Origin of the sequence: Algoriphagus oliviformis, from assembly GCF_017254915.1 — a bacterium.
Lineage (GTDB): Bacteria > Bacteroidota > Bacteroidia > Cytophagales > Cyclobacteriaceae > Algoriphagus > Algoriphagus oliviformis.
This window is the reverse complement of the sequence record NZ_JAFKCT010000002.1, coordinates 375,690-397,711: the sequence shown is the minus strand read 5'-3', so window position 1 is coordinate 397,711 and position 22,022 is coordinate 375,690. Positions and strand designations below refer to the sequence as shown.

The window sequence follows — 22,022 nt, the reverse complement described above, 5'->3', positions numbered from 1 at the left end:
AAAGTTGAAATTAAAATTAGGTAGTGATAAGTTTTATAATCAGATATTCATTTTCACATGCTTGATACTGTGTGGGTTTTTCAGGTACCACTTATAGGTCTGTGTGATGCCTTCTATCAGACTCAGCCTATGGCTCCATCCCATACCGTTGATTTTGCTTACATCCATCACCTTCCTCGGCGTGCCGTCGGGCTTGTCCAAATCCCAAAGGATGTCTCCCTCATGTCCGACCACGCTCTGCACCATAAGCGCCAGTTTCTTGATTGGAATGTCTATGCCTGTACCCACGTTCAAAACCGGGTATTGAACGTCCTTGTCCAATAGAAACAGAACCGCATCCGCCAGGTCTTCTACGTGCAGAAACTCCCGCATTGGCTCGCCCGTACCCCAAAGCTTGACCGGCTGGTTGCCGTTGACTTTAGAGTCGTGAAACTTGCGGATCATCGCCGGCAACACATGGGAACTGGTAAGGTCAAAGTTGTCAAAGGGACCGTACAGGTTGGAAGGCATGATGGATGAAAAAGCCCTGCCTGTTTTCTGAAAAATGGCCTCGCAGGCCTTTACACCGGATATTTTGGCAATAGCGTAGCTTTCATTGGTCTGCTCCAGCGGGCCTGTCAGCAGATACTCCTCGCGAATTGGCTGGGCGCATCTCTTCGGATAGACACAGGAGCTGCCGAGAAACAGAAAACGCTCCACATCGGTCTTGTAGGCGGTGTCGATGAGGTTGTTTTGGATCTGGAGATTGTCCATCAGAAATTCGTACGGGTAGGAATCGTTGGCCAATATGCCCCCTACCTTGGCCGCTGCATCGATGACGATCTCCGGCTTGTGGATGTCAAAGAAGTTGGCGACTTCGGCCTGGTCGCGCAAGTCGAGATGCTTGCTGCCCACACCGATCAGATGCTCTGCTCCCCTAGCCTCCAACAGCCTCCATATTGCCGACCCAACCATCCCGGTATGGCCAGCTACAAAGATTCTTTTTTTCAAAAAGTTCATTGGAATAATAAGCTTTAGTTTAAAATCAAATAGTTAAAGTATGTGGTATATGTCATCTGAAATATCTAAAACCAGTCAGCAGCTTGCTTTTTACCAACTCAACCAACCGCGCTAAATGCTTATCCTTATTCCGACCTGATCAACAAATCCCCGATACATCCACAACAAAACATCCCGCCGTCAGATCAACACTACATGTAGTCGATTCTTTGGAGGATGCCACCACGTCCTGAGACTGCGCAACACTATAAAAAGCGCCCCGGGCAGAAATCACACTTGAAAAACAAACTTTTTCCATAAGCCCTAGAAAAACGGCGACAAAACAACAACACTTGCTCCGAATTCCGCAGCAATTCAAAAGCGAACGCTTTCCCGAACTGCAACTGATCCAAAGTTAAGTTCGAAGTACAGATTTCCAAAATTTAAATGCGTTTTTTTTGTGGTGTAATGCATATTTATGATTACAAAAAATTTCAATTCCATCTCGAATAGTCCAAAAAAACGGGAGGATTACAGCCGTAGCGGCAAAAAACAGCGGGATAAAAGGATTATATGGCGACTATAAGTCTTAAAAAAGCCAAAAAAAGATCTTTTTACAAATCTTTACTTTTTTTGCAAAAATCCGAATCCAGCTTTCAGTTCGTTGAAAAACAGACAAAACCCGACAGCTTTTACCACCATGTAAATCAGCGCATTGGCATATGGCTGATTGGGAAAGGAAAAAACACCCCGGAAAAATTTCCCGGGGCGTTTCTCAATTGAATCAAACCTATTGTATTATCTGCTTTCGGTGGAGCTGTTTTTCAATCCCTGATTCCTCACCAAATCGACCGAAAAATCCAGACCCCGAATGTAGGACACCACCTTTGCCATCAAAGGCACAAAAATCAAGGCCGCACCAAGTCCGACGACCGCCACAGGGGAAACAAAGTAGTCCCCCGCACTGAAAATACCCAGAATAAGCAGGGTGCTAAAAGGCAGTGAAACCGCCAAAATGTTGATCCCCAAATCCAGGTCAAAGGTCCTTGATCCTACGCCTCTTTTCGTCTCCATCTGTCGGATGGCGGACATGTGCGCAAAAGGCCAAAAAGAACAACTCGACAGCGGGAAGACGACCGCCAACAGGACTGCCGACTCCGTCGGCAAGGACACCACGCTCACTATCAGTCCGCTGACCAGCAGACTGAGGCCCGCCCTGAGCATCAGCAGGAAAAGGATGGACTGGATCTGCTGCCACTTTAGGATAACGGACATGCCTATAAACAGCAGAATCAGCGGTGTCATCACTCCTTTGAGCATCTGTACCGTCTCCCCAAGCGCCTTTGGAAGATCCTGCATAGTCCATCCCAGCCCGAGAAGCAGTACGGAAAGGACCAAAACCATGTTGATGGGCTCCTTGAGCATGGCCAAAAGCAACTGCCGCGCCTTTTCGCCGCTTGACTCTTGGCTGACACGGCTCGATCGATAAAACCAGGTCATGGCAATGAAATAGGAAATGAGCAGTACAAAGATTTTGTTGCCAAAATCCGACAAGGCGCCCCAAGCCAGAGCGTCCTCGCCCAAGTATTCGATCAAAAATGGGAAACAGGACAAACCGGGGGCCAAAGAAGGCAACAGCAGCAGCCAAGTACGATATTGCGGACTGTCTTTGCTGACTCCCATCAGAGGAAGCCCCAGGTAGCCGGCGCCGAGCATCAAGCCATTCCAGAGCAGAACCGCTATTGGCAAAAACAACAACTCCGCATCCATCTTGACCCCCATCATCGCCACGAATATCATCGCGGGAAGGGCCAGATCCAGAATTACTACTTTAATACCCTTTCTATGCTCTTCCTTTTCCAGCTTTCCCCGAAGGAGGTAGCCAAGGAAAATCATCAGCAACAAGGAAATTGAGGTCTGAATGGCAGAAGGCATGGCAGAGACTATCAGGCTTGGGTTACTTTCTTGAAGGTTTCAAGGAAAAGCTCCAGCTCCTGCTGGGTTCCCATGCTCACCCGACACCACGGCTTGTCATACATGTCGTAGGCCCGGATGCCTACCCCCTCGCCATACATTCCTTTCATAAACTTCTCCCCCTCCATGTGGATAGGGAAGATGACGAAACTGGTAAATGACGGAATGGGAGAATAGCCCAATTTGATGATCTCCGAGGTGATGAACTCCCGGCACTCGGTGTTTTGGGACTTGCATTCAGCCAAAAACGCGGTTTCCTGCATACTGGCTATGGCCCCCTTGAGCGAGGTCACGCAGAGCCCCATGGTGCTTCTTACTTTTTCGGTGATGCTCTGTATTCTCTCCGGGGTAGCCACGATATAGCCAATCCTCAGACCCGCCATCCCATGTATCTTGCTAAAAGTCCTGGCGACGATGACATCCTTGCCCTCTGCCACCAAGCCCACCATAGTCTGGGTTTCCGGGGTTTCCAGAAATTCAAGGTAGGCTTCATCGACAAACACCGGAACCTTGGGAGACACCTCCAGGCAGAATTTCCTGAGTGCGGCAGCATCGGAGATAGATCCCGTTGGGTTGTTTGGATTGCAGACATAGACCAGTCGCGTATCCTTGTCAATAGCCGCAGCCATTCCGGCGAAATCATGGGAATAGTCAGCTGCCAATGGCACTGGCTTCCACTTCCCTCCCATCGCCTGGGCGGTACTCATCACGGACATATAGGATGGGTCCGCCGACACGATGTTGCCGCCATGCTGGAAGCGGGTGATCGCCGCCTTCTCCAGCAGATCCGTGGAGCCAGGCCCGAGCATGATGCACTCTTTGTCCACCCCCTCCTTCTCAGCAATCATACTAATGAGCGTTGCGGCATCTCCGTGGCCATAGCGATTACCCAGGCTCACAGACTCTGTGATGGCCTGAATGACTTTCGGGGAAGGGCCATAGGGGTTTTCATTGGCATTGAGTCGGGCCAACATACGGCTTTCGGTCATTCTCAGCTCCGGCATCAGCTCTTTCACCAAGCTGGTGGAAGCCGATTTGACAGGCATGGATCTTTTGTAGGCAAACGACGGTGATGCTACCAGCCCACCTGCGAGCAGCAGGCCGGACTTCAGCCAATCTCTTCTGTTTAAAGTCTTGGTCATATCTGTAATGATTTGGGTAAATAGTTCTGTAAAAGGGTATTTGTATTGGGTAGAAATGCCAAAAACTGGCATTCTCGGGCTCGAAAAGGCAGGGTCTTTCCTTTCTGGCCAGGCTGTTTTGGGCGGTAGATTCCTCGGAAAATCCAGGAGATGCCGTGAAGTTAAGTCAAAAAAATCATTTGGTTAATTTTGAAACCTATATTTTCAAAAATCCAATTTGACAAACCAATTTAAACGTATTTTTAAACCTAATATTCGTTTCCTTACACAAATTGAACCTAATAAAAGCTTTTCAACAACCGTATTCTCTAATTTACCCATTTTTGATTTTGACGGTCTCCAGCCCAACGATAGCGTGAAAAAGCATGTGGTCAAAACATCATACCCAGAAGCATAGCGTCAATTGACTTTCAGGTTGACATGAAATTTAAACACGGTTTTTTGGCTTTCAAGGACAAGAAAAAGAACAATAAATCACACATTCTTGTTTTTCAAAATTTAATTTTGATTCCTTCCGATTTCATTCTACTTTTCTTTGATTCTCAGGAAATCCCCGCTTTGCTGCCCTTCCGATATTTTGTGCCTCGGAGATTTCCTGACGAGCAAACCCACTACAATTTTGCGATTTATGAAACTTGGAATCCTAGGCGGGACTTCGCTGGCCAATACATTGGGAAAAAGGTACTTGGATGCCGGTCTTTCGGTGGTTTTCGGGGTCGGAAGCGATTTTGACACCGAGGCCAGTGACTGGAAAGCGCTCAACCGTCTTCACAACAGACTTTGCCCCTTTGACTCCGCGATCATCCAGTCGGAGATCATCCTGGTCTGCTGCCAAAACGAGGAACTTTCAGCCGTATGTGCCGCACTGCAAGATGCCGAACTTGAAGACAAGATAATCCTCGACTGCACCAACGCCCCCTACGACCAAAAACTGGCCAACCCCAATACCACGCAGATTTACAAAGTGGCACCAAAGGCCTCTGTATTCAAAGCGTTCAACAATCTAGGCATAGACTATCCCAGCTCGGACTCCTTAGGCCTGGTCAAAGAAACCTACTTTTGCGGGGATAGTCTGCCGGACCGTATCCGGATCAAACGCCTCGTGGAACTCATCGGCTTTAAGGCTATCGACGCCGGGGGGATGATCAACGCCCCGCTTTTGGAGGCCTTTTACCACCTGAGCAAGGAGATCAGCGGCAACAAAAAGGAAAACTCCAACTGCCACTTTAAGCTCATTTCTGTCTAGCTGGACAAAAGTAGCTGTGGCGCCGACTCCCCAAGGCGTGCGACGCCGTGTTGCCAGCTGAGCCTTGCATCGAGAAGATAAGGTGTGATCAAAGACGTTTTCGTCCACGGAAGGTGTTTTTACGCTGATTTTCCCCTCCGTGAAATTTTGTTCCACAAATACGAGGAAAGACAAGCACTGAGGCAGGACAATCGGTTTTTTGTAAAACAAAAATTCCGAACCGCTGAAAAAAAGCGTTTCAGCAGAAGCCAAAAAGGCGGCAAATACGTCCCTGAGGAGTGAAAGTATTCCTTATCTTTAATCCGCATATAGCCTAAGCTGTACCTAAAAAATGAATCTAGGCATGGAATTTTCTCTGGAACGCATACAAATTCCCGGAAGGTTTTCAGCCTAACCCCACCAAGCCTCTCTACCTATTGAAAAAAATGAACGTACTCGTAATCGACATCGGAGGATCAAACATCAAAATATTAGCAACAGGACAACCCGAACGTATCAAGATCCCCTCCGGAAAGGATTTTACCCCGGAGGAGATGATCCCACTGGTCAAGGAAGCGGCCAAAGATTGGAATTACGAGGTGATCACGATCGGCTTTCCCGGCGTGGTCAAGCAGGGAAAGATCGTAGCCGATCCGGTCAACATGGGGTCAGGCTGGAAAGGATTCGATTTTGAGAACGCCTTCGGTTGCCCTGTAAAGATCATCAACGACGCGGCGATGCAGGCGCTCGGCAGCTACGAAGGCGGCAAGTTACTTTTTATGGGTTTCGGGACTGGGCTGGGAACAGCCCTAGTGTTCGAAGACCTGATCTTGCCGATGGAAGGCGGACACCTCCCCTTCAAGTTGGGGACTTTTGAAACCCACGTGGGCAATGCCGCCATGAAAAAAATGGGCAAAAAGAAATGGAAGGAGCTCGTAGCCCAGTCTATAGCCCATTTCAGGCGCTGCTTCCAGCCAGACCACATCATCCTCGGAGGCGGCAACTCCAAGCTCCTAGACGAGATCCCTGAGGACTGCAGCCTAGGTTCCAACAAAAACGCCTTCACCGGAGGCTTCAGGCTTTGGGAAAAATCCTACAAGTTTTGAGCGCTTGGCGAAACTAATTTCCGCCGATCCACATTGAATTGAAACCCAAAACAAGCATACCGGAGTTTCTGGTATGCAGCTAACCCTTTCTACGATAAAATCGACCCTCTACCCATGACTCAAGTCAAATCTGATGCGCTGGTCTTTTACGGCGCTACCGGAGATCTCGCTTATAAGAAAATCTTCCCGGCACTTCACATGATGGTGAAGCGAGGCAACCTGGACTCCCCCATCATCGGGGTGGCCCGCGGGGACTATGATCTGGAGAAGCTCCGCGCACGAGCCAAAGAAAGCATCCAAAAACACGGACAATACGAGGAAGAATCCTACAAGAAGTTTTGCAGCTTGCTGGCCTTCGTCGGCGGAGACTACACCGACCAGGAGACGTTCAGGCGGATCCGCGAAGCACTGGGCGGAGCAAACAACCCCACCCACTACCTCGCGATCCCCCCTGTCCTTTTCCCCACCATCATCGCCCAGCTTGATCAGTCCGGCTGCGCAAAGGGAGCCCGAGTCATCGTGGAAAAACCCTTTGGAACCGACTACGACTCAGCCAAAGCCTTGAACAAAGTGCTGTTGGCGAAGTTTGCCGAAAGCGCCATCTACCGCATCGACCACTACCTTGGCAAGCGTCCGGTGAACAATATTGTGTTTTTCCGCTTCGTCAACTCACTCCTTGAGCCGGTTTGGAACCACAAGCATATCGAGAGCATACAGATCACCATGGCGGAGGATTTTGGTATCCAAGGCCGCGGCGCCTTCTATGACGTCACCGGAGCGATCCGCGATGTAATCCAAAACCACCTTTTCCAGATCCTATGCAATCTGACCATGGAACCGCCCAAGGCGCTGGACAGCGAATCGATCCGTGACGAAAAGGTCAAAGTCCTCAAAGCCATCAGCCCGCTCAAAGCGCAGGACGTCATCTGTGGCCAGTACGAGGGATATTTGGGAGAAAAAGCAGTGAAGGAAGGCTCTAAAACCGAGACGTTTGCGGCGATGAGACTGCACATCGACTCCCCGAGGTGGCAAGGCGTCCCCTTCTACATCCGTGCCGGAAAAAACCTCCCGGTGACCTGCACCGAGATCGTGGTGCGGTTTAAGCATCTGCCTTCGGCATACTCTTCTATAGCCACACAACCCAACCATATCCGCTTTCGCATAAGTCCCGACGTAAAAGTCGCCTTCGGGATGTTAATTATGGCTCCGGGAGAAGATATGTCCTCGGTGCTGTCCGAAGTGCAAGGCAACCCGACTCCTTTTCCAAACGAAAAGGAAGCCTACGAAAGAGTCTTGACTGATGCGATGGCCGGAGACCCGACCCATTTTGCCCGCCAGGACTATGTGGAAGAGGCATGGAAAATCGTCGACGAATACTTATCCTCTGATCACCCCGTTTATATATATGACAAAAACTCCTGGGGACCGGACACAGTCAATGAACAAATCCTACCCCTAGGTGGTTGGAACAATCCAACTGTAACAAAAAGCAAATAAATGGATATCAGAACGTTTCAATCTGCGGATGAAGTAGCCCAGGAAGCTGCCAACTTTATAGCCGACAGGATCAGGGAAAATATCGCGAAAAAGGATTTTTTCACCATGGCAATCAGCGGTGGCCGTACCCCTTGGGAAATGATCAAGGAGCTGGCTAAGCAGGACTTGCCTTGGGAAAAGGTGTTTCTCTTCCAAGTGGATGAGCGCATCGCCCCGGATGGACACCCCGACCGAAATCTGACCCAGCTTTTCAAATCCATAGAAAACACCAAGCTCCCTACCAGACTGAACATCTTCCCGATGCATGTCGTCGCCGAAGACCTGGATGAGGCTTGCCAAGAATACGCCGAAACCATCAAGCGTGTGACCGAAACCGGAAAGTTGGACCTGGTACACCTGGGAATCGGCACAGATGGACACACCGCTTCACTGATTCCGGGAGACGAGGTGTTGGCTGTGCAGGACAGAGACGTGGCCCTCACCAGCAATCCCTATCAAGGCCGCTATCGCATGACGCTGACCTATCCGCTCATCAACCAGGCCGAGAAAATCCTCTGGATCATCACCGGAGAGGAAAAGGCTGAGATGCTGTCCCGATTGCTCCAGCAAGATCCCACCATCCCGGCTGGCAGTATCGGCCAGGAGCAGACCACCATCCTGACCGAAGAAAGCGCCGCAGTTGCCTTCAATTAAACCAAAGGGCCGTTCCAACAGGACGGCCTTCTTTTTTGGCTCTCTCGCTCTCTTCTTTGTTAGATGACCGACAGCCAATCGCTTCCCACGTTCTCTGGCTGTTTTTTTCCATTTCCCAAAAGCAGCGTGTGAACGCTCCGCCTCGTAGTCTGCCTTTCAAAATTCCATTTAATGGGTATCTTACTGGAAAATACCCCGAAATGCAGCAACTGTTTACCCAAAGCCTACTATCACCAAACAAAACAGCCATCATAGACCCAAAAGGAAGTTTTTCCTACCGCCAGCTCCAAGCCGATAGTGATAGGATAGCAAAGGGAATATTGGCAGGCAAGCCAGACCTGGATGAAGCCCGGGTGGCATTTATGGTTTCCCCAGGCTTCGACTATGTCCGGATCCAATGGGCCATCTGGAAGGCAGGCGGCATAGCTGTCCCCCTCTGCGTCACCTACCCTTTGCCGTCTTTGGCCTATGTGATCGAGGACACGCAGGCGGAACTTATCATCGCCGGCCCCGAATACGAAGACATTCTCCGTAGCTATGCCCTGGAAAAAGGCATACGCCTCCTGACCATTCCCGAAGTCGATCAACTCGATGACACCACTCCTCTCCCAGTAATAGACAGTGGCCGAGGCGCAATGATCCTCTATACCTCTGGCACCACCAGCCTGCCCAAGGGCGTACTCACCACCCATGCCATCATCGAGTCTCAGGTCGGCACCTTGGTCAAAGCATGGAAATGGACTGCCGAAGATCATACGGTCTGCCTGCTTCCGCTCCATCATGTGCATGGCATCATCAACGTCGTATCCTCTGCACTCTGGTCTGGAGCAACGGTCCAATTCATCCATCCGTTTTACGCAAAGGAAGTTTATGGGCTATTTCTGGAGGGAAAGGTAAACGTCTTCATGGCGGTGCCCACGATCTATTTCAAGCTGATCGCTGAGTTTGAATCCTATTCAAAGGAAAAACAAGAGCGGCTCAGCGAGTGCATGGCCAAGTTTAGGCTGATGGTTTCCGGATCGGCGGCGCTTCCGGTTTCCGTGATGGAACGGTGGAGAGCAATCTCGGGACATTACCTCCTGGAGCGGTATGGCATGACGGAAATAGGCATGGCGATCAGCAATCCCTATGAGGGAGAGCGGCGTGCTGGATACATAGGCAAGCCATTGCCTGGGGTTCAGACCAGGCTGGTCGACGAGCAAAACCATGCGGTGGAGCTGGGACAGCCGGGAGAGATCCAGATCAAAGGCCCCTCCGTCTTTCGGGAATACTGGGGAAAAGCAGAAGCTACCGCCAAATCTTTCACCTCGGACGGCTGGTTCAAGACTGGGGACGTCGCCGTCATCGAAGATGGCTACTACCGCATTTTGGGACGGGACTCTGTGGACATCATCAAGTCCGGCGGCTATAAGATCTCCGCCTTGGAAATCGAGGAAGTGCTGAGAAAGCATCCCGCGGTCAAAGACTGCGGAGTCGTGGGAATCCCCGACGAAGAGTGGGGAGAACTGGTCTCCGCCGCACTGGTCACCCTGGAGCCTGTGGATGAAAAGGCCCTCAACCGCTGGATGCGCGAGCAAATGCCGGCCTACAAGACGCCCCGGAAGTATCTCGTCGTCGAAGACCTTCCCAGAAACGCCATGGGCAAAGTGGTCAAAAACGAACTGAAAAAGCTCTTCTAGCCCATGATCCAGGGACTTGCTGTACTTTCCTTTTCTTTCCTACTGGGCATGTGGTGTGGAGAGCTGCTCGGCACCTGGCTGGGAGTCGATGCCAACGTAGGCGGAGTGGGCTTTGCCATGATCTTCCTTTTGCTGACCAAAGAGTATTTCCAGAAAAAAGGCTGGTGGGCTCCAGAAATGGGCTTTGGAATCGAGTTTTGGAACAAGCTCTACATCCCCGTCGTCATCGCCATGGCCGCCAGCCTCAACGTCAAAGCAGCCCTTTCATCCGGCACCCTCGCGATTTTGGCCGGCATTGTTCCGGTATTGCTTGCCTTTTGGGTTTTTAGGCTTTTGATCCGCTTCTTCCCCGCTGCACATGACTGAGCTGATGACGGTTTTGGACAAAAACGGCCTCGTCGTCGCCTTCCTCATCGTCGGGGCGCTCACCTGGCTGACAGACCTGTTTTCCAAAAAAATGATCCGATCAAGGGTTCCGGGTTCGGCGATAGCCATTTTCCTGGCTTTGGTCTTGGGCTATTTGGGCGGACTGTGGGCTGGAGGGGAAAAGGGCCTTGCAGACGTCCCTTTTTTTAGAGGCCTTGCCAGTCTGGGAGGATCTATGTTTCGGGATTTTGCCATCGTGGCCACCGCGATAGGGGCAAGTTTCTTCTTGATCCGCAAAAGCGGCTGGCTGGGACTGGTGTCCCTCGTCTTGGGAATTGGCGTCTTCTTCTCTTCCGGAGTTGTGTTGGCTTGGGTGATGGGCTACAGGGATGCCGTCAGCCTGTGTACGATCGGAGCCGGAGCCTGTACCTACATCGTAGGGCCGGTGACGGGTGGAGCCCTGGGAGCCAGCTCGGAGGTCATCGCACTCAGTATAGGCACAGGCGTGGTCAAGACCATCGCGGTGACCATTTTCACCCCCATTTTCGCCAAAAAGATCGGCTTGTCCAGCCCCGGTTCGGCCATGGCTTTCGGTGGGATCATGGGCACTTCCAGCGGTGTGGCGGCGGGTTTGGCCGCGACAGACCCGAAGCTGGTTCCCTACGGCGCTGTGACGGCTACGTTTTATACAGGCTTGGGCTGCCTGGTTTGCCCTTCCCTGTTTTTCCTTTTGGTGGAAAAATTGCTCGCCTAGTTTGACAGACGGGAAATCAAAATATCCGCAGCGGAAGTATATTCGGGGCCTATGAAATCATTGTTTTTATTTTTGGTGTTTGCCGCTTGGGCGAACCTGGCGCTGTCCCAAACCCGCATTTTTGGAACCCTGCGGGGCCAGGGCAGCGCAGAGGCACTCGAATATGCCTCCGTCGTGCTCTACTCCCACAGAGACAGCGTATTCATCGACGGCACCATTTCGGACTCGGAAGGGAAGTTTGTCTTTGAAAAAACGCCCCCCGGCAGCTACTACGTGATCGCCAGTTTCCTGGGCTTTGACCCCGTCCCTTCTCCCGTATTTGATTTGGGCAAAAACCAAAGCTTGGACTTGGGAGTCCTTTTGCTTTCTGCCAGCACACAAAGCCTACAGACCGTGGACGTCCAGGGGCAAAGGATAGGCACCGAGTTTCGTCCCGAAAAACAGAGCTTCTCCGCCGAAAACTTCGAAGCTGCACAGGGCGGCACCGCCACCGATGTCCTCAAAAACCTGCCCGGTGTCAGCATCAATTCGGAAGGTACCCTGGCAATTCGCGGGAACACCGGCTTTGTCGTGATGATCAATGGACGTCCTACTCAGGGAGATCCCATGATGCTCCTCGGCCAATTGCCCGCCAACAGCATAGAAAAGGTGGAATGGCTCTCCTCTCCCGGGGCACAGTTTGACTCCGAGGGAAAGGCGGGAATCATCAACATTACCACCAAAAAAGGCGCTACCGACGGGCTCTACCTGCAATTCAACGGGAAGCTGGGCCTGCCCTCCATCGAAAACTACGACAACAAAGCACCACAGGAGCGCTATGGCGGAGACTTCAACCTCAACTACCAAAAGGGAAAATGGGACCTTTCCCTAGGCGCGAGCTATCAGCGAAATGACATCGCAGGCAAGCGCGTCGGCAACGTGTACACCATCGAGGGAGACACGACCACCTATTTCCCATCGGAGGGCGAGCGGAGCATAAACGAAGTCAACTACTCCGGGAGGTTTACCCTGGGCTTCAATCCCAGTGCTTCGGACGGCTTCAGCCTTGGCTTCTATGGCGGCGTGCGAGACAAGGTACGGACCGCGGACATCCTCTATTATGACAACCACCAAGAGTACCCCGGAGGCGAGACGGCTCCGTTCCAATACTTCAATGCCAACGACCAAAACCGCCGTGGCGACTTTGCCCTGGGTAGCCTGGACTACTCCCACACCTTTGGCAACTCCTCCAAGCTCAGCACCTCCATCCTCTACGAATACTCCATGCTCGGTGGCCCCACGATCAACCGAAACCTAGGCTATCCCGACCTGTCCATCGTCTATCAGGACGAGTACAACAGCAATGACAACCCGCTCAACGGCTTTCGGTACAACCTAGACTATACCCTCCAGCCTGGGGCTGTAGGCACGATTCAAGTCGGCTATCAGTACCGTTTTCTGGACCACTTCGGGGACTTTCTCTACGAGCGAAAAAACAACGAAAGCGGGGCGTGGGAAATGGTGCCGGAGTTTTCCTCCGAAGTGGACCTCAAGCGCATCATCCACACCGGCTATGTGCAGTGGGACAAAAAGAAAGAAAAGTGGTCTTACAGCGCCGGAGTAAGGACGGAGATAATGGACAGGAAATTTCGCTTGCAGGACAAGGCCGGCACGATCGACACCACCTACCTGTATGACTATATCCGACCATTTTTCAGCGGAAATATTACCTACACGCCTAAAGAAGACTTGACCTGGAAGCTCAGCTTCACCCAGCGCGTGGAGCGGGAGACGACCTTCAAGATGAATCCCTTTCCCGAAAGGGAGCACAGCGAAACCCTGGAGCAGGGCGACCCCAACGTGCTGCCGGAGTTTATCAACACGCTGGAGGCGGGCATGATCAAAAACTGGAAGGACAACAGCTTCTTTGCCACGGCCTACTACACCCGCATCGAAAACCTGGTCAACCGCGTGAATACGGTCTACAACGACACCATCCTCAACCGCATCTACTCCAACGTCGGCGTGGGAAAATCCATCGGGCTGGAGCTGGGCACAGAGCTCTTTTTCACTCCCAAGTGGAAAGCCTACCTAGGCGGCAATGTCTATCATTACTCCATAGCTGGCGAGTTTGATGGCCGTGCGGTCGATCAGGCGGCATGGACCTACTCGTATAACTTCAACACGACCTACAACATTTTCAAGACGGTCAGCTCCCAGTTTACGCTCAACTACCTGTCCAGAAGGGTCACCGCCCAGGGAGAGGATTCCCGCTTCTACCTGCCCTCGCTAAATGTCAAAAAGACCTTTGCAGACGGTCGCCTGGCCCTCAACCTGCTCTGGCAAAACATCGACCTGGGCGCGCTCAAGACCAACGAACAGCGCATCACCACCTGGCGGGAAGGGGAATTCTACACCACCACCAACTATATCCAAGAGGTGGACATGATCATCCTGAACTTATCTTACACGATCAACCGTTCTAAAAACCGGGCGAAATTCGTGAAATCGGAATTTGGCGAGAAGGAGTTTTAGGATGTCGGATTTGGGATGCAGGAAACCCGAAATTCCGCCAAAAGAACACTGCATTTTACAACTGCCCAATCCTTAGCTCATGATCTATTGCCTGACACCTGTTCACGCTAAATAATGGAGACTACCCTACTGATCAAAAATATGGTTTGTCCCCGCTGCATCGAGGCGGTGGCTGGGATTTTCGCAGGAGAAAAGCTGGAAGCAAAGGTAGATTTGGGGAAAGTGACTCTTACGCAAAGCATCAGCGAGGACAAAAAGAAAAAACTGGCCCAAGCGCTCAGCAATCGGGGTTTTGAACTTCTCGAACCGGGAAAATCCGCGCTGATCTCCCAGATCAAAACCCTCATCATCGAGCTGGTGCACCACCGCGGCGAATCCCTTCACGAGAATCTCTCTACCTATCTCTCCGAAAAGCTACAGCAGGAATACACCGGCCTGAGCAAGCTCTTTTCGGCTGTGGAGGGGATGACGATAGAGCGCTTCTACACCCTGCAAAAGATCGAGAAAGTGAAGGAATACCTCTTCTACGACGAACTCAGCCTTTCCGAAATCGCCTTCCACATGGGATACAGCTCGGTGGCCTACCTCAGCTCCCAGTTCAAAAAGGAAACCGGCATGACTCCCAGCGAATTCAAGAAGAACGGGCAGGCGAAACGGAGAAGCTTGGATGGGATTTAAAAAGCCCTGCGGTAGCCAGTTGTTTTTGCCATTTTTGGAGATCTTGTAAACTTCGTCGCAATAGCTTTATGCCTTTGCCGCAATGGATTTCAAGGCCGGTGAGCTTAGATGATCGAGCTCTTGTCCTGAGCTTGCCGAGGTATGTCGAGACCAGGTTGTCGAGCCTGTCGAGCCACAAAATCTTATAAATCTCTCCCAAAATCCTGTAAGACTTTTCTGCGGCTAAGCGCACAACTTTGTATCATCAATTCTTAGCCATGGAATCCCCAAGCCCAAATACAACACAAACGATCGGTAAAGTCCACAAGGAAACCTTTCCCGTGACAGGCATGACCTGTGCCGCCTGTGCCTCCAGCGTGGAGACGATCTTGCAACACACGGATGGTGTCAAATCCGCCGCGGTAAACTTCGCCACCAACACGGTTCAGGTCGAATACGACGACAGCACCTCGCCGGAAAAGCTCAATGTTGCCCTGGCGGACATCGGCTATGGCTTGGTGGTGGGTTCGAAGGATGTGCAGGAAACAGTGCAGGAAGAACAGGAGAAAAAGTACCAAGCCGTCAAAAAGCAGACGATAGGCGCAGCAGCATTGACCTTGCCGGTATTTATCCTTGGGATGTTTTTCATGGAATGGGAACCGGGAAAATGGATCAGCCTGGCGCTTTCCATTCCGGTTTTGTTCTTTTTCGGAAGAAACTTCTACCGCAACGCCTGGAAGCAAGCCCGGCATGGCAAGGCCAACATGGATACGCTTGTTGCCCTGAGTACCGGGATTGCCTTTGTTTTCTCGGTCTTCAATACCCTATTTCCGGAGTTTTGGCATCAGCGAGGCATCCATCCCCACGTCTATTATGAGGCGGCGACGGTGATTATTGTCTTTATTTCCTTCGGGAAAATGCTGGAGGAAAAAGCCAAATCCCAAACGGGAACGGCTTTGAAAAAGCTGATGGGCTTGCAGCCCAAAACATTGACCCGAATCCAAGACAGTAGGCCTCAGGAAATCAAAATCGACGAGGTTTTGGTTGGTGACAGAATCCTGATTAAGCCGGGGGAGAAAATCCCAGTGGACGGAAAAGTACTGGAAGGCAGTTCATTTCTAGACGAAAGCATGATCAGCGGGGAACCCGTACCGGTAGAAAAGAAGGCAGGGGATTCGGTCTTTTCCGGCACTATCAATCAAAAAGGAAGTCTGGAAATCGAAGCGGTGAAAGTAGGAGCCTCTACCCTCTTGGCTCAAATCATCCAGCGAGTGCAGGAAGCCCAGGGAAGCAAGGCTCCAGTCCAAAAACTGGTGGATAAGATCGCGGGGATTTTTGTTCCGGTGGTCATGGGAATCGCCATCCTCACTTTTGGGGTTTGGATGATTTGGGGCGGGGAAAATGCTTTTTCCCATGCCCTACTTGCAGCAGTTTCGGTCTTGGTCATTGCCTGTCCCTGTGCCTTGGGATTGGCTACGCCAACCGCCATCATGGTAGGCGTAGGTAAAGGGGCCGAAAACAATATCCTGATCCGGGATGCGGAAAGCTTGGAATTGGGCCATAAAGTCAATGCGATTATTCTCGACAAGACGGGAACTATTACGGAAGGAAAGCCAACGGTTAGCAGTATTCAGTGGGCAGCTGGCTGTGGACAGCTGGCAGGTGGCAGTAGGCAGTCGTCATTGCGAGCGACGGAGGAGCAAAGCAATCTTTCTGTTCTCAAAGAGATACTCGTAAGTCTAGAAAGCAAATCCGAGCATCCTCTAGCAGAGGCTGTGGTCAAGCATTTGAAAACCGAAAATGTCGAAGCCACAGACCTGGAACATTTCGAAAGCATTACCGCACGTGGTGTGAAAGGCCGCAAAGACGGAAAGATCTATTTCGCAGGAAATCTCAAACTCCTCCAGGAAAATGGGATTTCTATTCCTAAAGACTTGGAGTCCACTGCCCATGCCTGGAGCGAGCAGGCCCAAACGGTCATTTGGTTTGCAGATCAGGAAAACGCCTTGGCCATCCTAGGCATTCAGGATCAGATTAAACCCAGTTCAAAAGCTGCTATAACCCGGCTTCAACAATCCGGAGTGGAAGTTTACATGCTAACTGGAGACAACCGGCAGACTGCTGCCGCGGTGGCGAAGGAAACAGGAATTACAGATTATCGCGCTGAGGTAATGCCTGCGGACAAGTCGGAATTTGTCAAGAGGCTTCAGGAAAAAGGAAAGGTAGTCGCCATGGTCGGTGATGGGATCAACGATTCAGAAGCATTGGCGCAAGCAGATGTCAGCATTGCCATGGGTCATGGATCGGATATCGCCATGGATGTGGCCAAGATTACCCTGATTACTTCTGATCTCCAAAAAATCCCACAGGCCTTTCAACTGTCACATTTGACCGTCAATGGCATCAAGCAAAACCTCTTTTGGGCATTTATCTACAACCTGATCGGTATTCCTATTGCCGCAGGCCTCCTCTACCCGATCAATGGATTTCTGCTGGACCCAATGATCGCCGGAGCTGCCATGGCCTTTAGCTCGGTTTCCGTGGTGATGAATAGCTTGAGACTGAAAGTGAGAAAACTTTAATGATTTACGAGTTATGATTTACGATTTACGAGGGGAAATTCAGAGTAAGTCGGAATTTAGAAGTCTAAAGTCTGAAGTCTGAAATCATAAATCTGAAGTCTAAAATCCCAAATCCGAAGTCTGAAATCCGAAATCCGAAATCAAAAATATCAACAACCAATTTCTATTATTTAACAACTAAATTTCAAACAATGAAAACGTTAAAATTCAAAACCAACATCCAGTGCCACAATTGTTTGGCAAAAGTCAGCCCTAAGCTCAATGAAGAATCTGGGATCGCATCTTGGGAGGTGGATTTGCAGGATCCTGACCGCACGCTTACCGTCAACACCGAAAACCTAGAACCGGAAGATATCAAAAAGGCGGTCTTGAAGGCCGGATTCGTAGCGAATGTGAAATAAAAGACAAGAGACGCTAGACTCAAGACATCGGTCTCCTGTCTAATGTCTTGTGTCTAACGTCTTGTGTCTAGCCCCTTGAATCTTAATCTAAACTTCCCCAATTTTATTCCGTACCTTTGAACCGATGAAGGCCTCTGTGTCCATAGTACTTGCCCTGCTGGTTTTCTTTGCCTCCGTTGGGATGGCGAAGACGACCCATTTTTGCATGGGTATGGAAATGAAGTCAGAGATCGGCTTTGGTGAAAAACACGTGGACTGCGGCATGAACATGCCCATGGACCACAGTGAAAATGTGCCAGATAATCAACAAGACCCCAAGTCCTGCTGCGAAAACGTCACCACCCAATTGCAGGTGGACGATGATGTTCATCTCAAAAAGATCGACGTCAATTTGTCGCTGGACTTTGCGGTGGCACTAGTTCAGGTTTTCGTGTTCGGCATTGCGACCGAAACTGCCGAAAAGGAACAATTCCCTACCTATTCCCCTCCCCCCATTGAGCAGAACCTGCAGGTACTGTATCAATCCTTCTTGATCTAAATCCCAGGTTGCGGGCGCGTCCCGCATGTATTTTACTTGCCAATCCAGGTTGGCACAGCCTCTTGCATTCAAAACCTTTGATTTATGCTCAATCGAATCATCAAATACTTTCTAGAAAATAAACTGGTCACAGTCCTGTTCCTGCTCCTGATTATCGGATGGGGAATCGTCACTGCTCCTTTCAACTGGAATGTGGACTTCTTGCCCAGAGACCCTGTCCCGGTAGATGCCATTCCTGATATTGGAGAAAACCAACAAATTGTCTTTACAGAATGGATGGGACGCTCCCCTCAGGACGTAGAAGACCAAATCACCTATCCGCTGACCACTACCCTTTTGGGATTACCAGGGGTAAAAAGCGTGCGATCCAGCTCTGCTTTCGGATTTTCCAGCATCTACATCATCTTCGAGGAAGACATCGAGTTTTACTGGAGTCGGTCCCGGGTTTTAGAGAAACTCAATTCCCTGCCGGCCGGTTTGCTACCGGATGGAGTCCAACCCAAACTGGGTCCGGACGCCACCGCCTTAGGTCAGGTATATTGGTACACCTTGGAAGGCCGGGATGAAAACGGAAATCCTACCGGTGGATGGGATTTGCACGAACTTAGAACTGTCCAAGACTATTATGTTCGATACTCCCTCACGGCTGTCGAAGGGGTTGCTGAGGTAGCTTCCGTCGGTGGATATGTGAAAGAATACCAGGTGGATGTAGATCCTGCGGCGCTAAAAGCTCACGGCGTAACCCTGATGGATGTGATGGAAGCTGTCCGGAAGTCCAATCTGGACGTTTCTGCCAATACCATTGAAGTCAACCGGGTGGATTATTTTATCCGAGGACTGGGCTATGTGGAGGAATTGTCCGACTTGGACAAGGCCGTAGTCAAAGTCACCAACAATGTGCCGATCCGAATCCAGGATGTAGCCCGGGTGAATATCGGTCCACAACCCCGGAACATGTCCGGTATTTTGGACAAAAGCGGAGCCGAAGCTGTCGGTGGAGTGGTTATCGCCCGCTATGGAGATAATCCTCTTAAAGTAATTGATGGAGTAAAAGCCGAAATCGAAAAACTTTCCCAGGGATTTCCTAGCAAAACTTTGGCCGATGGCACCGTTTCCAAAGTCACCATTGTGCCCTTCTACGATCGGACTGGTCTGATCTATGAAACCTTGGGCACCCTCTACGAGGCCATCAATCTTCAGATTTTGGTCACCATCCTGGTGATCATCGTCATGGTGTACAATCTTCGAGCGTCCTTACTGATTTCTGCACTTTTGCCTTTAGCGGTATTGATGTGTTTCATTTTTATGAAATACTTTGGCGTGGATGCCAATATCGTAGCCCTATCAGGTATTGCCATCGCCATCGGGACCATGGTGGATTTAGGGATTATCCTCAACGAAAATATTCTCCGCCATCTGGAGTCAGCTCCCTCGGGCCAATCCAAACTCAAAACTGTTTATCAGGCGACCGCAGAAGTTTCCGGAGCAATCGTGACTGCGGTAAGTACTACCATTGTCAGCTTTTTCCCGGTATTTACCCTTCAAGCGGCAGAAGGAAAGCTCTTTGGTCCTTTAGCGTATACGAAGACCTTTGCCTTGGTTTCAGCGGTGATTTTCACCCTATTGATCATGCCGGCCTTTTCCCATTGGGCATTTTCCATGAAGGAGATCAAGGGAAAAATTGGTCGATGGATCAACCTTTCCTTGTTGATCCTCGGACCGGTCATTGCCCTCACTGTATGGGCTTGGGCCGGTTGGTTTTTGTTTGCTTTTGGTTTGCTGCATGCACTTTCTTATCAGTATCCGGAGAAAGTCGAACCGCATAAAAACCTGGCAACCATTGCCATTACCCTGCTATTTGTCACCTGGCTGTTGACGGGGCTATGGATGCCTTTGGGTGTATCAGTCAGCAAGGGGGTCAACTTCTTCTTCATCGCGTTACTGCTGTTTTTGGTCTTGGGCGGATTTGCTGGATTTATCCGGATTTACCCAAGAATCCTCGGTTGGTGTCTGGCTAACAAAGGGAAGTTTATCCTCTTTCCGATTTTCATTTTCCTATTGGGAACCAGTGTTTGGTTGGGCTTCAACCGGGTTTTTGGGATTATCCCGAAAACTTTTGACATGATCGGGGTCAATATCAGAACTACCGGCTTGTGGTCAGGATTGAGCCATTCTTTCCCGGGCTTGGGAAAGGAATTTATGCCTTCGCTCAACGAGGGATCATTCCTCCTGATGCCCACCACCATGCCACATGCCGGGGTACAGGAAAACAAGGAAGTACTTCAACAGCTGGACATGCTGGTCACGGCGATTCCTGAAGTAGAAATCGTGGTCGGAAAAGCCGGTCGGGCAGAAACTGCCATCGATCCGGCCCCGATGAACATGTTTGAAAACACGATCAACTACAAAAGCGAATACGCCACAGACATCAATGGCAACAGACTTCGCTTTAAAATCAATGACGGAAAATATGAATTGAAAAACGGCTCCCTTTTCGACCCGGAAACTATGACCCCCAATCAAATCCAAGTGGCTGATTTGGTTCCGGATGAAGACGGAGAGTATTTCCGGCAGTGGAGAAAGCACATCCTGTCTCCGGATGATATCTGGGAAGAAATTGTCGGTGTAATCCAAATCCCTGGGGTGACCTCCTCCCCTAAGCTTCAGCCCATCGAAACCCGATTGGTGATGCTTCAAACCGGGATGCGGGCACCTATGGGAATCAAGGTTTATGGCCCTGATCTACAAACCATTGAAAGCTTTGGCTTAGAGTTGGAAAAGTACCTCAAAGAGGTACCTTCCGTGAAGAAAGAAGCCGTATTTGCCGACCGGATTGTGGGTAAGCCCTATTTGGAACTGGACATCAACCGGGATCAGATTTCCCGATTCGGGATGAATGTAGTTGATGTGCAGGACTTCATCGAAACTGCCATTGGGGGCATGAAACTGAGCACAACGGTCGAAGGACGTGAGCGATTCCCGATTCGCGTCCGTTATGCCCGGGAGTTTCGCGATGATCCCTATGCAATTGAAAATCTTCAAATCCCGACCCCTTTGGGAAATTACATCCCATTAAGCCAAGTAGCCGCCATCAATTACCGACCTGGACCTGATATGATCCGCGGAGAAAACAGCTTCTTGGTAGGCTATGTCCTGCTGGACAAAATGGAAGGATTCGCGGAAGTGACTGTCGTCGAGCAAGCCCAAAAGTATTTAAAAGAGAAAATTGATTCCGGAGAACTGAAGGTTCCGAATGGAGTTCGTTATGTATTCTCGGGTTCTTATGAAAATCAGGTCCGTGCGGAGAAAAGACTGGGAATTGTAGTTCCGCTCTGTTTGATCCTGATTTTTCTGATTCTTTACTTCCAATTTAAATCAGTATCCACCTCCTTGTTTGTTTTCGCGGGAATTGGAATGGCCTTTTCCGGTGCATTTCTTATGCTTTGGTTGTATGGGCAGGATTGGTTTATGGACTTCAGTTTCTTTGGAACCAATATTCGGGACCTCTTCCAAATGAAAGTGTACAACCTCAGCGTAGCAGTTTGGGTGGGTTTCATTGCCCTCTTTGGAATTGCCACAGATGACGGGGTAGTTGTAGCGTCTTACTTGGACCAGAGCTTCAAGGAAAACCAGCCCCGAACCATCCAAGGAATCAGGGAAGCGGTATTGGAAGCCGGAAAAAGACGGGTTTTACCTTGTATGATGACGACGGCGACCACATTGCTTGCTTTGGTTCCGGTATTGACCTCTACAGGAAGAGGATCTGACATTATGATTCCAATGGCGATTCCTTCCTTGGGAGGAATGGTCTTGGAAACTACCACGGTATTTATTGTGCCAACTCTTTATTGCTGGTGGGCAGAGCGAAAATTGAAAAACAATTCCAAGGCATTTGCTGAAGAATCAAACGCATAAA

16 protein-coding genes are annotated in these 22,022 nt (G+C 50.3%); 13 read left to right on the top strand and 3 right to left on the bottom strand.

Annotation, left to right across the window (positions count from 1 at the left end; translation table 11 throughout):
• Positions 1-39: 39 nt before the first annotated feature.
• The 3 genes from J0A68_RS07315 to J0A68_RS07305 all read right to left on the bottom strand — a co-directional run bounded on the left by J0A68_RS07315 (position 40) and on the right by J0A68_RS07305 (position 4,094).
• Entirely contained in the window at positions 40-990 is a 951-nt protein-coding gene (locus J0A68_RS07315; protein ID WP_438839566.1) for a GDP-L-fucose synthase family protein, read from the bottom strand.
• A 786-nt stretch (positions 991-1,776) separates the two neighbouring features.
• Positions 1,777-2,913, bottom strand: a complete 1,137-nt coding sequence (locus J0A68_RS07310; protein ID WP_206577529.1) for an AEC family transporter — start codon at positions 2,911-2,913, stop codon at positions 1,777-1,779.
• A gap of 11 nt (positions 2,914-2,924) precedes the next feature.
• Complete coding sequence (locus J0A68_RS07305) at positions 2,925-4,094, bottom strand: pyridoxal phosphate-dependent aminotransferase (RefSeq protein ID WP_206577528.1); 1,170 nt, start codon at positions 4,092-4,094, stop codon at positions 2,925-2,927.
• A 628-nt stretch (positions 4,095-4,722) separates the two neighbouring features.
• Here J0A68_RS07305 and J0A68_RS07300 point away from each other — a divergent pair.
• The 13 genes from J0A68_RS07300 (at position 4,723) to J0A68_RS07240 (ending at position 22,021) form a co-directional block, all read left to right on the top strand.
• Positions 4,723-5,340 carry an NADPH-dependent F420 reductase gene (locus J0A68_RS07300; protein WP_206577527.1) on the top strand — a complete coding sequence of 206 codons (618 nt, stop codon included), beginning with the start codon at positions 4,723-4,725 and terminating at the stop codon, positions 5,338-5,340.
• Between the two features lie 425 nt (positions 5,341-5,765).
• Positions 5,766-6,425 carry an ROK family protein gene (locus tag J0A68_RS07295; RefSeq protein WP_206577526.1) on the top strand — a complete coding sequence of 220 codons (660 nt, stop codon included), beginning with the start codon at positions 5,766-5,768 and terminating at the stop codon, positions 6,423-6,425.
• Positions 6,426-6,539: 114 nt separating this feature from the next.
• Positions 6,540-7,922 (top strand): glucose-6-phosphate dehydrogenase, encoded by a 1,383-nt coding sequence (gene zwf, locus J0A68_RS07290; RefSeq protein WP_206577525.1) that lies wholly within the window; start codon positions 6,540-6,542, stop codon positions 7,920-7,922.
• Positions 7,923-8,615, top strand: a complete 693-nt coding sequence (pgl, locus tag J0A68_RS07285; protein ID WP_206577524.1) for a 6-phosphogluconolactonase — start codon at positions 7,923-7,925, stop codon at positions 8,613-8,615.
• A gap of 200 nt (positions 8,616-8,815) precedes the next feature.
• Positions 8,816-10,294: an acyl-CoA synthetase gene (locus tag J0A68_RS07280; RefSeq protein WP_206577523.1), complete on the top strand. Its 1,479-nt coding sequence runs from the start codon at positions 8,816-8,818 to the stop codon at positions 10,292-10,294.
• 3 nt (positions 10,295-10,297) lie between these two features.
• A complete protein-coding gene (madL, locus tag J0A68_RS07275) occupies positions 10,298-10,660 on the top strand; it encodes a malonate transporter subunit MadL (RefSeq protein ID WP_206577522.1) in 363 nt (120 codons plus the stop codon).
• Entirely contained in the window at positions 10,653-11,414 is a 762-nt protein-coding gene (gene madM, locus J0A68_RS07270; protein WP_206577521.1) for a malonate transporter subunit MadM, read from the top strand. Before madL ends, madM begins: the two co-directional genes overlap by 8 nt.
• A 51-nt stretch (positions 11,415-11,465) precedes the next feature.
• The gene (locus J0A68_RS07265) at positions 11,466-13,928 is read left to right on the top strand and encodes a TonB-dependent receptor (protein WP_206577520.1); all 2,463 of its coding nucleotides are present in this window, start codon (positions 11,466-11,468) and stop codon (positions 13,926-13,928) included.
• A gap of 114 nt (positions 13,929-14,042) precedes the next feature.
• Positions 14,043-14,606 (top strand): AraC family transcriptional regulator, encoded by a 564-nt coding sequence (locus tag J0A68_RS07260; RefSeq protein WP_206577519.1) that lies wholly within the window; start codon positions 14,043-14,045, stop codon positions 14,604-14,606.
• 257 nt (positions 14,607-14,863) lie between these two features.
• Positions 14,864-17,167: a heavy metal translocating P-type ATPase gene (locus J0A68_RS07255; protein ID WP_206577518.1), complete on the top strand. Its 2,304-nt coding sequence runs from the start codon at positions 14,864-14,866 to the stop codon at positions 17,165-17,167.
• A 191-nt stretch (positions 17,168-17,358) separates the two neighbouring features.
• Positions 17,359-17,568: a heavy-metal-associated domain-containing protein gene (locus J0A68_RS07250; RefSeq protein WP_206577517.1), complete on the top strand. Its 210-nt coding sequence runs from the start codon at positions 17,359-17,361 to the stop codon at positions 17,566-17,568.
• A 124-nt stretch (positions 17,569-17,692) separates the two neighbouring features.
• Entirely contained in the window at positions 17,693-18,106 is a 414-nt protein-coding gene (locus J0A68_RS07245) for an HYC_CC_PP family protein (RefSeq protein ID WP_206577516.1), read from the top strand.
• Between the two features lie 84 nt (positions 18,107-18,190).
• Positions 18,191-22,021: an efflux RND transporter permease subunit gene (locus J0A68_RS07240; protein ID WP_206577515.1), complete on the top strand. Its 3,831-nt coding sequence runs from the start codon at positions 18,191-18,193 to the stop codon at positions 22,019-22,021.
• The last annotated feature ends 1 nt before the right edge of the window (position 22,022 follow it).